Source organism: Curtobacterium sp. MWU13-2055 (assembly GCF_023242305.1).
GTDB lineage: Bacteria > Actinomycetota > Actinomycetes > Actinomycetales > Microbacteriaceae > Curtobacterium.
This window is the reverse complement of sequence record NZ_JALLIO010000011.1, coordinates 89913-105189: the sequence shown is the minus strand read 5'-3', so window position 1 is coordinate 105189 and position 15277 is coordinate 89913. Positions and strand designations below refer to the sequence as shown.

Here is a 15277-nt window from a genome sequence, read left to right as displayed (position 1 = left end):
GTTTCAATCCGGGGCTCACCAGATCGCCCTGGAGAAGGCGACGAACCGTCGAGCCTTGGCACGTTGTGCGTCCGTGGACGCACCGCTACGCCGAGCGGTCCGGGCGTAGATAAGTGCGGCACGGCTCAGGAGGCCGCCAGAGAACACCAGTCGCCAGAGGAGCTTGCGCAGCGGCCCCGGCCTGAACTCCGAGACGTAGTAGGCGAAGGTGTTCTCCGCCCACATCGTCGACACCGTCGAGGTACTCTGGTTCACCGACGCTCCGATCGCGTGAGAAGCGTGGACCTTTGGCGTCATCACGATCCGGAAGCCCGCACGGCTCACACGGCGTGCGTACTCGATGTCCTCTCCGTACATGAACCATTGCTCGCTAAGTGCACCGGTCGCAGCACGGGCTGCTCGGGTGATGTACATTGCGCAGCCCGACACCCATTCGACGTCGTGATCGCTCTCAGAGTGGCTGGATCGGAAAAGGTGCCTTCCACGCAGCCATCGCGTGTTCGGGAAGAGTCGCGCGAGCCCGCTGAAGTGCGTGAAGACTGGCCACAACCGAGGCTGCTGCCCGGCCCCGAGCGTCGCCGTCCCGGCCCCGTTGTCGACCAGGGGCGCAAGCACGCCGACCGACGGCATCGAGTGAGCAAGCTCGCGCAGACGCTCGAAGTTCGTCGCGTCTATGCGGGCGTCCGGGTTCAGCAGGAATGCGTCCGCGTTGGGTTCGATCGCGAGGCCGCGGTTCACCGCCTTGGCGAAACCGTCGTTGGTCTTCGAGAGGACCAACGTGTCGATCCTTCCTTCCGCTGCGAGCCGCTCCAGGATCTCGGGTGTCGCATCCGCGGAAGCGTTGTCGATGACGATGATCGAGGTATCGTGCGCGCCCTCGAGCGAACGCACACACGCTTCGATGTCGTCGCTGGAGTTGTACGTGACGATCACGACGGCGGTTCTGCTCATCAGGACACTCTTTCTGCGTTCTTCCGCACTTCTGCCAATCGGGCCCCCACTCCGGCCAGGTACTGGTCCATGGAGAAGCGGCGCATCACGCTGTCGTAGCCAGCTCGGGCGACCTCCGTCGCGCGAGCTGCGTCGCGGAGGAGCGAAAGGCACTGCTTCGCGAGGTCCGAGGCGTCGTCGGGAGCGAAGGTCCTCCCGACCGCGTCATCGGTGACGATCTCGACGAGGCCTTGCACTCTGGCGACGACCGTGGGTCGCATCGCGGCCATCCCCTCGGCTGCGACGGTGCCGAACGGTTCTGCGCGGGAGGGCACCACGACCACGTCGGCTCGAGCAAACGCTTGAGTCGTGTCCTGCATAAACCCCGTGAAGCGAACGAACTCCTTGAGACCGAGCGATGCCACGAGCTCGCGGAGTTCCTGCTCGTACCACTCGTAGCCGGGAAAGACCGATCCCACGATCTCCAGGCGGGCCGATACCCCGCTCGCCCTGATCTCGCTAAGCGCTCGAATGGCGAGATCGGTGCCCTTCCGAGGGCTCAGGCGGCCGACGAACAAAAGCGTCGCGACGTCACGCGGGTGGGTGTACTCGCTGCGGAGGTAGGGCGACCAGTCCTTACCGTTGTAGACGACGTGGGTCTTCGATGCGAGGCGAAACCCCCGTTCCCTTACATGTGCAGCCGTAGCAGCGCTGTTCGCGAGCACAGCGCTGGCGAGGGACAGCGGCGCGAGGAGTGCAGTCTGGACCACCACCGGGACGCTGTCCTCCGCCTCTCGGACGTGCACCACCGCGGGTATGCGAACCAGCCGCGCGGCTGCGAGCCAGACGGGCTGCGTGATGGTGTTGAGGTAGATGACGTCGGGTCGGGTGGTCCGGAGACGGCGAATCGTCCTGCTCATTTCGAGCGGCAAACGGCCGACGAACCGGACGAATTCAGCCGGGCGAAGAAGGTTCTTGCGGAGCACAGAGAACGCGCGTACCTCCACAGTGGCACCAGCTTCCTCGAGGAGTGACCGGAGAGGACCGTCGTCTGGCACCACAACGTGAACGTCCCAGCCGGAGTCGACGAGCCCCTGCACCGTTGCGAGCGCCATCCGGTCACTCCCATACAGCTCAGTCCCCGGGTGGCAGTAGAGGACCCTGCCCACATGGTGCTTACTGTGGTGGGGCTCAACCATCGGTGTTCCTTCGTGTAGTCCACGTCGTCAAGGCGGTCACGGTCTCCCTCGGGCTCTGCTGGTGGGCGGCGCAGTTCTGTTCGATCCCGTCGTCCCGCTCGGATCCGGCGCCAGTACCGAATCCCAAGAAGATCCAGAACGCGGCCCCGGTCGCGACCCAGGACAAGACGTCGAAGCTCAATCCCATGACCGCAAAGGTCGCGATGGCGAGTCGCGCAGTCGGGTCGGTCCGGAAGACGACCGCTACGAGGCAGAGAAACAGGAGGAGTCCGACGATCCCCGCGGTCGCAAGGATGGTCGTGAACTGATTGTCGATCGCGTAGAAGTTGTCGTTGATCAGGACGTTGCGCTGGTACAGATTTTCCGCGGACCCCCATCCCGAACCGAACACGGCTTCTCGGAACGAGCGATCGGTGAGAAGCCGGGGCAGCGCGTACACCGAGTTCAGTCGGTGTACCGAGTTGTTCCCACCAATGTCTGCGGAGAGCGCACCAGTAAGCACCGGCGTCGCCGTCGCGACCACAGCGAGTCCGAGGCCGACGACGATCTTAGCGACCCGAGAAAGCGCGCGCCCACGGAACACCCACCGTGCTGCGAGGTAGAACACAGCGGCGACGATCGCGCTCGAGCTCCCGGTCGCGATCACGCCGACGGCGAGCACGACGATCCCGAGCGCGATGACGGACCGCGACTTTGCGACGTCGGTGATCGCGACCATCGACACGATCAGTACGAGAGCCGCGACAAGGGGGTGCCCGAGAGTCCCCTGCCCGCGGATCGCACCGTCGATGAAGGGGTTCTCCCCATACGGAACCTCCGCAAAGAACGGCACGTCTCGAACCAATGCCTCGTAGGCGCAGAGCAGCGCCTCCACCAGTCCGAGCATGACAAGCGCCCAGAGCGTCATGCGCCGCTCGCCTCGCGACGCCCCGCGAGCGGTGACGAACACCAGCGGAGCGACCCCGGCGACGACCATGGCGAAGAGGTTCGGCTCCGGTGAAAGAGCACCCCCGACCTCACCTAACGCCGTGATCGCGACGACACAGGCGAGCCTCGCGTCCAGACGGAGTTTCCGCAGCGAGGTCAGGAGCGCCAGGGCGATGAACAGAGCGCCGAGCGCCGAGCCTGCGACGCTGGATGCGGCACCGATATCGAACGCCTTCGCCGGGATGAAGGTGAAGGCCGCCGCGGCGACGGCGAGAGCTGCGCCGAAACGGAAGCGGACCGGCGTGACCATAACCGTGAGCCCTCCGATCAGGGCGATCCAGACGAGTCCGGTCATCGTGCTGAGTCCGGCCTGTAGCGCATGCACCCGATCCACTGCACAACGGCCGCGGTGAGCCACCCTGCGCACGAACCGGCAGCAGCACCGACGAGACCGAGGTGCGGGACCAGCGCCGCAGTCAGCGCCGCGAGCACCGCCGCACCGCCGAGTGTCGCAACGGCGGAGAAGCCCTGCCGACCGTGCACGAGCAGTTCCGTCCCGAACACCGTGGACGCGCATCCGGCTACGACGCTGACCGCGCACAACACGACCGCTACCGTCGGAAACTTGTACTCCGGCCACACTTGGTCGCCGATCATGATCAGCGCCGCCGCGACCAAGGCCGCGCAGGCGGCAGACCCTCCGACCGACGCGAGGCGCAGGCGCCTCATGCGTTGCCACTGCCCACGATTCGCAGCCGACTGGAGGATCGCCACGACGGGCAAGTAGATATACGTCACTCCCAAGAGTGGTCGCAGGATCGCTTGGTACGCACCGGCTGCATCGACTCCCTGCAGCGCGGTCAGGATGTAGGTGTCGACCCACGAAGCAGCGAACGCAGCGGCGACGAGCGTGAGCCCTGGCGCCCAGAGTCGTGCGTGCCGGGAGAACGTCGTCGGTGTGGCCCACCGCCGCGGCAGTCGGGGGCGGCCGAAGCCGACGGCCGTCACGACAGCGCCAATGCTTGATGCAAGCGCCGTGCCACCGAACGAGCCCACAATCATCCCGAGCTTCGGTGCATTCTGCCAAACCGCGTTCTGCACGGCTGCGGCTCGCTCGTCGCCTGCCTCGATCGCGCTGTTGGCGCTCATCTTGCTCGCGGCGAGGACCGTGCCACTCAGCACCGCCAGCGCCAGCACGCCGAAGCCATACCAGCTGAAAGCGCCGGCGAAGGCCGCAACGGCAGCTACCAGGATCGCAACTGTCGACACGACGAAGACGTTCGTCAAGCCGTACTCACGGAGTTCACCGCGGAGCGAGCTGTCGAGCTCCCGTCGGAAGGCTGCGTTCGAGAACCCGAGGTCGCCGAACTGCTGCACGGCCTGCGTGAGCGACAGCGCGATCGAGAGAGTGCCGAACTCGAACGCACTGAGGTTCCGGGGAAGCAGGACCATCTGAGCGAGGGCGAGAAATGCCGTCACCCCAACGAACAGGAGATAGAGGTTGCGGCCGAGCCGGCGTGGCCGCGCACTCGCGTCGAACCGGCCGGGCGCGCGAGTGCTGAGTTCGGAGCGCTCCGCACGTCGAACGTCGGTCATCGGGCGTCGACCCAGTCAGGGACACCGCGGACAGCCCATGCCGCATGCCGAGCGATGGCACTTTCGTAGGACTCGCAGACGCCGTCCCAGGAGTACGACCCACGGGCGCGTTGTGCGAGCTCCTCGCTGGAACTCTCCTGACGGGCGGCGTCGGCGAGGAGTTCGCTCGCGGCCGTCGCGATTTTGGTGGACTCTGGCGTCGTGAAGCTACCGGCGGTGTCGAGCACCTCGCGGTTGAACGGAGTGTCCCGCGCCACCGTCGGAGCGCCAAGCATCATCGCCTGAACGAGGGCCGGGTTGGTCCCTCCGACGCTGTGACCGTGGAAGTACACGCCGGCGTGCTGCCAGAGCGAGAAGAGTCGACGGTCGTCGCTGACGTGCCCGAGCCACCGCACGCGGGGCTTCCGAGCCGCGAGGTCCGCCGCCATGTCGTCGAGTTCGCCACCGTAACCGGTCGATCCGACGATCACCACGTCGTGCTCGTCGGCCAGCTCTTCGGCGGCTTCGAGGAACTCGTGCACGGTGTTCTCCGGCACGAACCTCGCGACCATCAGGACGTACCGCCGGTGCTCGAGACCGGGCTCGATCGGCAGGGGGTCCGCGGGATCACCGCCGTACGGGATGAAGGTGCCGCCCCGGCCGAACTGTGCCTCCCAGCGACGCCCGATCTCCTCGGCGTCGACCACGAGCTCGTCCGCCCATCTCGCGGTCAGCTTCGCACCGAGCTTGAAGACCGCCTTCGCGATGCGGTTCCATTTGGCGCGTTCCCACTCCATGCCATCGACGTTCACTACGGTGCGGACGCCTGCGAGGCGGTAGATCGGGAGCCAGAAGCCGTTTGCGACGTTCATGACGAGCGCGACCGCGGGGCGACGACGAGCGACGTGGAGCGCTGCGCTGAGGCCGTAGGTGAGGGTGCTCAACGACTTCGACTCGACGCCCCAGGTCGTGACGGTGCGCACTCGCGCGTCGTGCTCGGGATCGTCGTCGACTGTGGTGCCGGGGCGACCGTAAACGGTGACGTCCCACCCGGCGTCGACGAGGTAGGGCGCGAGACGGCGCACGGCCGTCTCGAACCCGCCGTAGTAACTCGGGTACCCGCGCGTACCCACGATCGCAACGGCACGGCGTTCGGTGTTCTTGCTCAATACGCTCCAGAGGTCCGGACCACGGCCCGGAGAGTCTTCATCAGCAGGACGATGTCGTTGAACACCGACCAGTTCTCGACGTAGTACAGGTCCAGTCGAACCGAGTCCTCCCACGAAAGATCGCTTCGACCGCTGACCTGCCACAGGCCGGTGATTCCCGGACGAACCAGGAACCGCCGGTGGTTGTGCGCCTCGTACGTCTCGACTTCGGCAGCGAGTGGGGGGCGCGGACCAACGAGGGACATCGACCCGTTCATCACGTTGAAGAGCTGGGGCAGCTCGTCGAGGCTGTAACGACGGAGGAAGCGGCCGACGCGGGTCACCCGAGGATCGTTCTTCATCTTGAAGAGGACCGTGTTCCCAGCGTCTTGCTGCTCGGCACGCAAGTGCTCGAGCGCCGCCTCGGCGTCGACGAGCATCGATCGGAACTTGAACATCGTGAAGGTCTTGCCGTTTAGCCCGATCCGCTGCTGCCGGAAGATCACGGGACCGCGTGAGGTGGCCCGTACGGCCATCGCGACGCCGACCAGGATCGGCGAGAGCAGCAGGATGCCGATCGCGGCGGTGCTGCGGTCGATCGCGGCCTTGACGCGGGCCTTCCGTCCGCCGAAGACGGGCGACTCGACGTGGATGAGCGGGAGGCCGGCGACCGGGCGGGTGTGCATGCGAGGTCCGGCGACGTCCGTGAGCGATGGCGCGACGATCAGCTCGGTACCGGTCTCCTCGAGCGCCCATCCGAGTCGGCGAGTCGCGACCGGGGTCCAGACGTCGCTGCTCGCGAGGACGACGCAGTCGATGTCCCGGGTGCTGAGTGTCTCGAGCACAGTGTCGATGTCGGCGGTCCCGACGACGGGGACGCGTTCGCGTCCGATGGTGGCGCCGGTCGCGCCGGAGACGTTCGCGGCAACGGGGCGGTAACCCGCGGACGGCTGGCGGCTGATTTCGTCGACGAGGTGCCGCACCGAACCGGCGCTCCCGATCACGAGCGCACGGCTGGTGTAGGTGCCGGACCGACGCTGCTCGATCAGCCACTGCCTCCAGGCCCAGCGGCATCCGAGCAGGGCGAGGGTGCCGAGCGGGAACGCGGTGAGCACGAAGGTGCGGCCGAGGTCGAGGTCCAGGACGACGGCAACGATGGCGAACAGGCCGAAGAGCATCACGGAGGTCTCGAGGACGCGACGGTACTCGAACGACCCGGATCCGATCACGCGAGGATCGCGGGTTCCGGCCGCGGCGAGCGCGACGGTCCACGTGATCAGGAGGACCACACTCGCGATGCTGTGCCGTGATGCAGCCGCGGTCCATTCGTGCCAGCCCACGGCGGGAACGATGTTGACGAGCCACCAGACGAGTTCGGCGATGAGGACAGATCCGGCCACGACGATCGGGTCGGTGAAAGCCAGGCGCTTTGCGTACCGTTCAGCCCACCGGGGCGCTGCTTCGCCGACGAGCGCCCGTACTCCATCAGCCGTGGAGCCGGGACGAGTCGTGTTCGTGCGCGGATCGATGATCGCAACCATTTCCGGTCCCCCGCTCGACGGCTGCGGTCCGGCTTGGAACCAGGCAGCAACATGTGGTCCAGCATTCGCTGGCAGCCACTCGGAACGTGGCTAGACGTCGAGTAATCGGGTGATCCTCGACTTTGAAGACTCTAGGCGACCAGGGGGTACGAGACGCGTCACTAGAAGGGGGGACAGACCTGCCGCCGGCGCGCGGGACCTCGCAGGATCTCGCCGGAGCCGCAGGAACACGCGGATCAGATGGCAATTGCAACGGGTTGGTAACGGCCCGCATCATTGCCAATACCCCCGAACTGGGGCCACCCCGCCGCGCTGCCCGCACTATTCGGAGGCGGGCTCAAACGAGTCCAGGGAGTCCGAACCGAGCGCCGACCTTAGGCCCGGCATGTCCAGCGAGTTCTGCAACACGATGGACTGGCCGTCCGCCGAGGTCCCGGTGCCCCCGGTCGGGATCGTGAAGAAGTGCACATCCTGCTTGTCGACGCCGCGGAGGCTGACTCCGAGCTTCGCGAGTTCAGTGGCGCTCAACGAGTCATCAACGGACAAGTACTCGGACAGAGCACCGACGAAGTCCGTGATCTTCGACGGACTGGTCAGCGTGTCCTTGCTGATCGTCTTGTCGACGATCGCGCGCAGGAACGCCTGCTGGTTCGCAACGCGCTGGTAGTCACCGTTCGCAAAGGAATACCGCTCGCGGACGAACTTGAGCGCCTGCTCGCCGTTCACGTGGTTCGTGCCCTTCGTGAAGTGCTGCCCACGAGCGGTGAAGTCCGACGGGCTCTCGACGTCGACCCCGCCGAGCGCGTCTGTCATCCCCTCAAAACCTTGGAAGTCGACGATCGCCACGTGGTCGATACGCACATCGAGGAGCTGCTCGATGGTCTGCACCGTCAGCGCTGAGCCGCCGTACGCGAACGCTGCGTTGATCTTGTGCTCACCGTGGCCCGGGATGGTCACCCACAGGTCACGCATGATCGACATCACCCACACGGCCTTTCGATCGGCATCGATGTGCACGAGCATCATCGTGTCGGTGCGCTGGTCCGACGCTTTCGAGCTGTCGATGCTCGTCGCGTCACCTCGCGAGTCCGACCCCATCAGCAGGATGTTCTTCGCGCCGTCCTTCGTGGCTTCCGGTCGGTTGCCCGACGGGAAGGCGTTCGTGATCTTGTCAGTCTTCGCGTCGTACGTGCTCGCTAGGTTCCCGGCGTAGATGCCGAAGGCCACACCGAGTCCGACGAGGATCGCGACAAGACCGGCAGTGACGCTCAGGAGCGTGATGACGAGGCGGGAGCGACGACGCTTCGGGGCCGGCTGGTCCGGTTCCTCCACTGGGGTCTCGCCGAGGTCGAAGATGTCGGTCATGACGCGTCGTGCCTTCCGGAGCGTGAGGCACAACGGCCCCGAGATGCAGGTCAGCTGTGAGCGTAGCAATCCTCAGCAGTTACCCCGGACCGATGACGCCCCCCGTTCTGGTCTAGCCATCTGCACTACGGTCGTCGCGTGACGCTCACCTCGACGACCGGCCGTGCAGCGCTCGCGACGTGGATCGCCGGAGCGTCGGCCGCCACGCTCGCCCCCGGTACGAAGCCGGTGGTCCTGGAGGCCGCTTCCGCAGTCGCGTCGATCGGTCACGGCGCACTCGCGGTCGACCAGGCCGTCCAGATCGCGCTGGCGACAGCCGTCACGTTCGTTCCGCTGCCGGTGCTGCTGATCATCTCGTTCCACCAGCTACGCCCAGTCCTCGCTGGCGCACTCGGGGCCGCGGTCGCCGGGACAGTGGGCGCAGTGGCAACCGACAGCCATCGGGCCCTCGTCGCCGTGGCGACGGCAGCAATCGTGGGGGTGTCCGTCGGGACGCTCATCGCCGGAGCGCTTCGCGCCAGGAGTGATAACCGTGCACCCGGGAGGGTCAGGGTCGGCGCGGTGGTCGCACTGGGCGCGTTCCTGATCGCCGCCGCGATGATCGGCTTTTGGCACGCGCCGGTCGACCAGGAGGCCCGTCCGGCCCTCGACGCTCTCCTCGCGCACCTGCGAAGTGCCGGAGCGCCGGAGTGGTTGGGCTACGACTTCGTCGAGTTCGCAGCCAACATCGTGTTCTTCGCGCCGCTCGGCCTTCTTCTCGCCCTCGCGTTGCCGCCTTTTCGCCGATGGGTCGCGGTGGTCGTGGGTTTCACCCTCAGCGCAGGCATCGAGATCGGACAGGGCCTGATGCTTCCGGCACGCTCATCGTCACTTGACGATTTGGCCGCTAACACTGCAGGTACCGCACTTGGGGTGGCCGCCGGGGTTGTCCTCGTCGGATGGTTCAGCCGACGTTCTGCTCAGGCTCGACCACACCCTTGAAGGCTTCAGACTGCCTGCCGGATCACGTCCGGCAGCAGGACGTGCAGCCGTTCGGCCAGACGCCCCTTGGCCTCGTCGAGGGAGCGGAAGTCCCCCACGTACTCGCCGAACGTGTCGGCGACGAAGAAGTGCGTGCCCTGCCGGTCGACGGTGCCGCCGTAGTACCCGCCGTAGTTGGCAACCCAGAGCCCGGTGTCGGGCTGCGCCCAGCTGATGCGGACGCGAGCAGGCGCAGTGTCAGCGACGACCTGCGCCTCGATCTCGGCGATGACCTCGATCGTCCGGGTGTCCAGCGTCACTTCGGTCTGCTGGTGGTGATCGGCGGTCATGCTCATGGTCGTGCTCCTTCGGGCTGTGCTGCGTGCTGCGTATTGGTGCTGCGGGCGTCGCGGACGCCGATGGTGCGTGGTGGGACGGGCGCCGGCTGCCCCGGTGGTGCGGTGGCGCCTACTCGACCGGTCGGATGACCGACGGGAGCATGACGTGGAGCTGGTCCTCGAGCTTGGTCTGCGCTTCTTCCAGCGATGCGAACTCACCGACGACCAGGCCGAAGGTGTCCGAGGCGACGAAGCGGCCGTCGCGCTTGTCGACGCTGCCACCGAAGTACCCGCCGTAGCCGGCGATCCACTCGCCCTGGTCTTCCTGCACCCAGGTGACCTTCGCGCGAGTGGGACGGGTCGAGGTCGCCGCGTCGGCTTCGAGGATCGCGATGGTGTCGACCGTGTCGGTGTCGAGGGTGACCTCGGCCTGCGTCGCGTTTTTGACGGTGATGCTCATATCGCTCTCCTTCACGATCCGGGGTACATCTGCTGACACCAGAACGCTACGAGAACCACGGCCCGAACCGCCAGCGATGCCCGTTGATTCACGGGTTCCGTCAATGCGACCCATCGGCGTCCCCCGGGTTTCCGGGGCGGTGTGACGACTTTTCGGGGTACACGCGTCAGATCGGGGTACTCGTTTTCCGGACCTTCGAGATGCGTCACGAAATGACCGAGACGCCTTTGACCTGGCCGCGCTGACCGCGCAACGAGCCGCCCCGACCGGTAACGTCCTTCTCGAATGTCTCGCCCAACCAGCATCCTCGAGAGCCCCCTCGCCCGGCAGGCTCCGCTGAGTGCGCTGTTGGCGCTCGGAGCCGTCCTGAGCATCACGGTGCCGTCGCTCCAGGTGACGGACGACGGCCTGTTCGTCGCGAGCCTCGCGGTCACCGGCGTCGCGACGGTCGTGGCTGCGGTGGCACTGGCGTTGCCGCACTCCGTCGGACTCGTGCCGGCGTTGCTGGTGCTCGACTTCGTGGCGATCGCGCTGTTCCGGACCAGCACGGGCGCGAGCGCCTCGGTGTTCACCTCGCTCGCCGTCCTGCCGGTCGTCTGGTGCGGGTCCCTGCGAGGGCGCATGACCGTCGTGTACGCGGCGCTGGGCGTGACGCTCGTGATCATGGCGCCCTACTTCCTGACGCCGACGAACGTGCCCGGTGCGAGCGAGCTGGTCCGTCTCGGCGTCACCGTGATCGTGTTCGGGACGGTCGCGGCGGTCGTGCAGGAACTCTCGCGGCGAGCGCGGCGCAACGTGCGCGCTGCCCGGCTGGGCGAGGAACGCGTGCGCGCGGAGATCGAGCGGGCCGCCGCCGTCCAGCGGTCGCTGCTGCCGACGTCGACCGACCACCTGGGCGTTGACGTCGCGGTGGCGGGCGCCTGCTTGCCGGCGAAGTCGGTCGGTGGCGACTTCTTCGACTGGTACGAGACGAACACCGGGATCGCCGTCAGCCTCGGTGACGTGATGGGCAAGGGCGTGGGGGCGGGGCTCATCGCAGCGGCCGTGCGGGCCACGGTCCGCAGTGCCCGCACCGTCGACGACCCGTCCGAGGCGCTCCTGCGGGCGGCCGACGGACTCGCCGCCGAGGGCAGCGCGACCGACGTGACCTTCACCACGCTGTTCCACGCGCGCATCTCCACCGACGGGACCTTCCGTTGGGCGGACGCCGGCCACGGGTTGAGCCTGGTGCTCCGGTCGGACGGCGCCGTCGATCGGCTCCGGTCGAGCGACCTCCCGCTCGGGATGGGGCTCCGCGACGAGTGGGCGACGACCGAGGGGTTCCTCGACACCGGCGACCTGCTCATCTCGTTCAGTGACGGCGTGCTCGACCTGTTCGGCGGGCGCGAGGACACCGTCGACGCCGTGGCCGATCTCGCACGGGCCTACGGCTCCGAGCCCACGGCGCTGGTGGCGGCGCTGTCCGCGCGGGCGGACGAGGTCGCGCACGACGACGACGTGACCGTGATCGCGATCCGACGAGCACCGGTGGCGATCGGGGCCTCCGCACTGCCCGCGCAACCGGCGCGTCAGGAGCGCACGTGACGAGGTCAGTCGTCGGTCGGTGACGCCTGCTCGCGCCGGAACCGCTCGATCTCGGCATCGACCTGCCGCCGCGAGAACCGCTTCGCCACGACGATCCCCCACGTCACACCGACCGCGGTGAGCACGGCCCCGAGGACGATCCCCTCGATGCGAAGGTCACCGTCGCCCCGGTTCGGCACGATGGCACCGACCAGCAAGCCCACCCCGATGACCGTGATCGTCGACAGCACGAACGTGGCGACGGGGCTGCCCAGGCGCGGACGGCCAGTCGGCAGTGACCAGGCCGAGGTCGCGAGCACGAACCAGCCGACGAGGACCCCGGCACTCACCGGGAACCACTGCCCCAGCAGGAGCAGCAGCCCGAGCGACAGCACGAACCCGCCGACGCACCAGAGCCACCACCGGTTCCGGTCCCGCCGCTGCTGCCCGGCCACGTCGTCGTTCCCCATGCCTCGACCGTAGCCCAGCCGCGCAGCTGCGTGGCCGCAGCGCCCAGCGGCCGCCCCTCAGAGCGCCCGCGAGAAGCAGACCGACTCGGGGTCCTCGCGGTACGGCCCGAACGGCTGGATCCGCACGAACCCGTTCCGGACGAGCAGTGCGGCCGCGTGGGGCTGCAGCACTCCCATCTCCGCCACGACCGCCGGTGCCTGCAGCTCTTCGGCCTGCGCGAGCAGTTCGAGCACGAGCAGGTCGCCGACGCCCTGCCCGCGGGAGTCCGGTCGGACGAACAGCCGGCGGATCTCGAAGACCCCGTCCCCCGCGGCGCTGAGCGACCCGGTCCCGAGCGCCAGGCCCGAGGGGTCGCGGGCGATGACGTGCACGGCGGCGGTCGCCCCGGTGAGCGGCCGTCCGGTGTCGGCGGACCGCCCGTAGATCCGGTCGACCTCGATCCGCGCCGCGGCGCGCAGCCGGACGGCGTCCTCGAGGTCGAAGGACTCGGCCGCGACCGAGATCGTCAGGTGCTGCATGTGCTGTTCGTTCCTCGCCGGCACGGCGTCGTCGCGGTGCCACGTGGGTGATCGGTGTGCGTGCCGCCGCTCGAACCCGAATCGAGCGGCGGCACGGTGGGTGCGCTTCCGCTCGAACCCGAATCGAGCGGTCTCGCATGCAGACGGCTGGCGTCTGCCCTCGGACGCCCTAGCGTCCGTGGTCTGTGGTGGGTCTGAATCAGCCCACGAGGTCTGGGTCAGCCCACGAGGCCTGGGTCAGCCCACGGGGGTCCGGGTCAACTCACCAGGTCGAGGTCCCAGACGGGCGCGACGTAGGTCCGCGACCATCCTTCGCGCAGGCGGGTCACGGCCCGGTCGAAGGACTCCAGCAGGTCCATCTCCGGCCGCACCATCGACTGCAGCTGCAGCCCCTCGTAGGTCGCGAGCAGCTGCTCGGAACCACGTGCGGGCTCCATGGTCCGCGGCTCCCGGCCGAGCAGGATGTCCCGCTCGAGGGAGTGCTGCACGAAGGCGTGGAAGCGCCGCCAGCGGGAGTGCAGCATCGGCGCCAGCGGGTGCTCCGGCGAGGCGGCGATGTTCAGGCTGGCGGTGAGGAACCGCATGAGCGACGGGTCGGCGATGTTGGCGGTGACGATCGCACGCAGGAACGGCACGGTGCCGTGCTGTTCGGCGAGCGGCATGAGCGGCGTGGTGCGCTGGTCGTTCCAGCGGTCGATCGTCGCCAGGAGCAGGCCGTCCCAGCTCGGGAACGTCTGGTCGACGACGTCGACCGACTCTCCGGCCTCGGCCGCGACGACGGCCGGGGTCACCTCGTGCAGCGGGCGGGCCCGGAGCGCGCGGATCATCCCCTCGACGACCGTCGAGCGGAGCGACGCCGGATCCGGCGTTTCGATGTGCATGCATTCACCACACCAGGCACACGCGTCCCGCCAAAGCCCCCGAACGGGTCCTGTTCGCTTATCGGACCAGCACGATCCGGTCACGGTGCTCCCGACGGAGCAACCTGCGAGCGATACTCATCCCATGGGTTGGGGACGGATCGTGCCGGTCGTGGTGGTGGCCGTGCTCGCGAGCGGCGTGCTGACGGGGTGCGGCGACGACGGCCGGATCCAGGGGATCGGGCCGGGGACCTCCGTGAGCTCCTGCATCGACTACGTCCCCCTGACGGCGGCCGAGCGCCTGGACGCCGCCGACCTGGTCGTCGACGCCCGGGTCACCACGACCGACCGCACGGTCGAGATCGGCGGCGTCTACGACGTCCACGACGCCGAGGTCACGAAGGTCGCCAAGGGCGACGACCCCGGCACCACCATCGAGGTCGTCAGCACGTCGGACAAGTGCACGACGAGCGGCGAACCCGTCGAGTACCTCGACGGCGACGTCCTCGCGGACGAGGGCCGCTTCCGCCTCTACCTGACGAAGGACGACCCCGACGACGACGACAGCGTCTGGCGACTCGTCGTCCCCGGCGCCGCCGACCCGCTCACCACCGGCTGACGCCGCCGGTACACCCCGGGCGTCATGCCCACGAGCGGCGTGAACTGGTCGATGAACTGACTCGTCGTCGCCCATCCGCACGCCGCCGCGACGTCGGTCACCGAGGCCCCGCCGGCCAGCAGGACGAGCGCTCGGTGCACCCGCAGCTGTAACCGCCACTGCCGGTACCCCATCCCGGTCTCCTGCCGGAACAGGCGGCTGAGCGTCCGCTCGCCCACGCCGACCTCGCGCGCCAGCTCGCCGAGTCCGCGCGGCCGGGTCAGGTCCCGTTCGACCTCGCGCACCACCTGCCGCAGCCGCGGATCCCGCGGCTGCGGCAGGTGCAGCGGCTGCTCCGGCGCGGACGCGAGCTCGTCCACGACGACCGCCCGCAGGTGCTCGATCGCCGTCTCGGAACGGCGAGCGTCCGTCGTCAACGCGAGCAGTGCCTCCCGGGCCAGCGCCGAGACGGCGAGCACCGCCGGACCGGACGGGAGGCCCGTGGCTGCGTCCGCCGACAGGAACACGACCCGCATGTCGGTCGCCCCGTGGGCCCGGTGCCGGTGCTCGGCACCGGCCGGCACCCACGCGACGCGGTTGGGCGGCGCGATCCACGCGCCGTCGTCGGTGATGAGCGACAGCACGCCGGAGGCGGCGTGCACCAGGTGGCCGAGCGGGTGCGTGTGCGTCGGGACGGTCTCGGCGTGCGCGAAGGCGAAGGCGGCCTCGGTGCGCAGGTCGACGGTCCGCGCGTCGACCGGCACCTGGCTGGAATCCGACATCGTGCGGCAGTCTACGTGTTCCGGGCCGGTGGCGAGCAGTGG

General features: G+C 68.2%; 16 protein-coding genes. 3 read left to right on the top strand and 13 right to left on the bottom strand.

Features of this window, described 5'->3' with window-relative positions; genetic code table 11:
* Positions 1 to 15: 15 nt before the first annotated feature.
* The 7 genes from M4960_RS18080 to M4960_RS18050 all read right to left on the bottom strand — a co-directional run bounded on the left by M4960_RS18080 (position 16) and on the right by M4960_RS18050 (position 8685).
* On the bottom strand, positions 16 to 951 hold the full coding sequence (locus M4960_RS18080) for a glycosyltransferase (protein WP_248705001.1): 936 nt from the start codon (positions 949 to 951) through the stop codon (positions 16 to 18).
* Positions 951 to 2129, bottom strand: coding sequence for a glycosyltransferase family 4 protein (locus M4960_RS18075; RefSeq protein WP_248705000.1), 1179 nt, complete (start codon positions 2127 to 2129; stop codon positions 951 to 953). The genes M4960_RS18080 and M4960_RS18075 overlap by 1 nt, the downstream gene beginning before the upstream one ends.
* Positions 2122 to 3411 carry an O-antigen ligase gene (locus tag M4960_RS18070; RefSeq protein WP_248704999.1) on the bottom strand — a complete coding sequence of 430 codons (1290 nt, stop codon included), beginning with the start codon at positions 3409 to 3411 and terminating at the stop codon, positions 2122 to 2124. Before M4960_RS18070 ends, M4960_RS18075 begins: the two co-directional genes overlap by 8 nt.
* Positions 3408 to 4652, bottom strand: a complete 1245-nt coding sequence (locus M4960_RS18065; RefSeq protein WP_248704998.1) for a lipopolysaccharide biosynthesis protein — start codon at positions 4650 to 4652, stop codon at positions 3408 to 3410. Before M4960_RS18065 ends, M4960_RS18070 begins: the two co-directional genes overlap by 4 nt.
* On the bottom strand, positions 4649 to 5800 hold the full coding sequence (locus tag M4960_RS18060; RefSeq protein WP_248704997.1) for a DUF1972 domain-containing protein: 1152 nt from the start codon (positions 5798 to 5800) through the stop codon (positions 4649 to 4651). The genes M4960_RS18065 and M4960_RS18060 overlap by 4 nt, the downstream gene beginning before the upstream one ends.
* A complete protein-coding gene (locus M4960_RS18055; protein WP_248704996.1) occupies positions 5797 to 7179 on the bottom strand; it encodes a sugar transferase in 1383 nt (460 codons plus the stop codon). The genes M4960_RS18060 and M4960_RS18055 overlap by 4 nt, the downstream gene beginning before the upstream one ends.
* A gap of 462 nt (positions 7180 to 7641) precedes the next feature.
* Positions 7642 to 8685, bottom strand: coding sequence for an LCP family protein (locus tag M4960_RS18050; protein ID WP_248704995.1), 1044 nt, complete (start codon positions 8683 to 8685; stop codon positions 7642 to 7644).
* Positions 8686 to 8823: 138 nt separating this feature from the next.
* Between M4960_RS18050 and M4960_RS19860 the strand changes: the two genes are divergently transcribed.
* A complete protein-coding gene (locus M4960_RS19860; RefSeq protein ID WP_248704994.1) occupies positions 8824 to 9666 on the top strand; it encodes a VanZ family protein in 843 nt (280 codons plus the stop codon).
* 5 nt (positions 9667 to 9671) lie between these two features.
* Here the strand turns inward: M4960_RS19860 and M4960_RS18040 are convergent, their stop codons facing one another.
* The gene (locus tag M4960_RS18040) at positions 9672 to 10001 is read right to left on the bottom strand and encodes a hypothetical protein (protein WP_207913272.1); all 330 of its coding nucleotides are present in this window, start codon (positions 9999 to 10001) and stop codon (positions 9672 to 9674) included.
* Positions 10002 to 10113: 112 nt separating this feature from the next.
* Entirely contained in the window at positions 10114 to 10443 is a 330-nt protein-coding gene (locus M4960_RS18035; protein WP_248704993.1) for a hypothetical protein, read from the bottom strand.
* Between the two features lie 285 nt (positions 10444 to 10728).
* Here M4960_RS18035 and M4960_RS18030 point away from each other — a divergent pair, with 285 nt between their 5' ends.
* Positions 10729 to 12027 (top strand): PP2C family protein-serine/threonine phosphatase, encoded by a 1299-nt coding sequence (locus M4960_RS18030; protein ID WP_248704992.1) that lies wholly within the window; start codon positions 10729 to 10731, stop codon positions 12025 to 12027.
* 5 nt (positions 12028 to 12032) lie between these two features.
* Here the strand turns inward: M4960_RS18030 and M4960_RS18025 are convergent, their stop codons facing one another.
* From M4960_RS18025 to M4960_RS18015, 3 genes are all read right to left on the bottom strand, one after another.
* A complete protein-coding gene (locus M4960_RS18025) occupies positions 12033 to 12476 on the bottom strand; it encodes a hypothetical protein (protein WP_173169771.1) in 444 nt (147 codons plus the stop codon).
* 57 nt (positions 12477 to 12533) lie between these two features.
* A complete protein-coding gene (locus M4960_RS18020; RefSeq protein WP_173169772.1) occupies positions 12534 to 12995 on the bottom strand; it encodes a GNAT family N-acetyltransferase in 462 nt (153 codons plus the stop codon).
* Between the two features lie 257 nt (positions 12996 to 13252).
* Complete coding sequence (locus M4960_RS18015; RefSeq protein ID WP_123340091.1) at positions 13253 to 13876, bottom strand: TetR/AcrR family transcriptional regulator; 624 nt, start codon at positions 13874 to 13876, stop codon at positions 13253 to 13255.
* 124 nt (positions 13877 to 14000) lie between these two features.
* Between M4960_RS18015 and M4960_RS18010 the strand changes: the two genes are divergently transcribed.
* Complete coding sequence (locus tag M4960_RS18010; RefSeq protein WP_173169773.1) at positions 14001 to 14474, top strand: hypothetical protein; 474 nt, start codon at positions 14001 to 14003, stop codon at positions 14472 to 14474.
* Here M4960_RS18010 and M4960_RS18005 read toward each other — a convergent pair.
* A complete protein-coding gene (locus tag M4960_RS18005) occupies positions 14387 to 15235 on the bottom strand; it encodes a helix-turn-helix domain-containing protein (RefSeq protein WP_173169774.1) in 849 nt (282 codons plus the stop codon). The two genes, M4960_RS18010 and M4960_RS18005, sit on opposite strands and share 88 nt — an antisense overlap.
* Positions 15236 to 15277 lie beyond the last annotated feature (42 nt).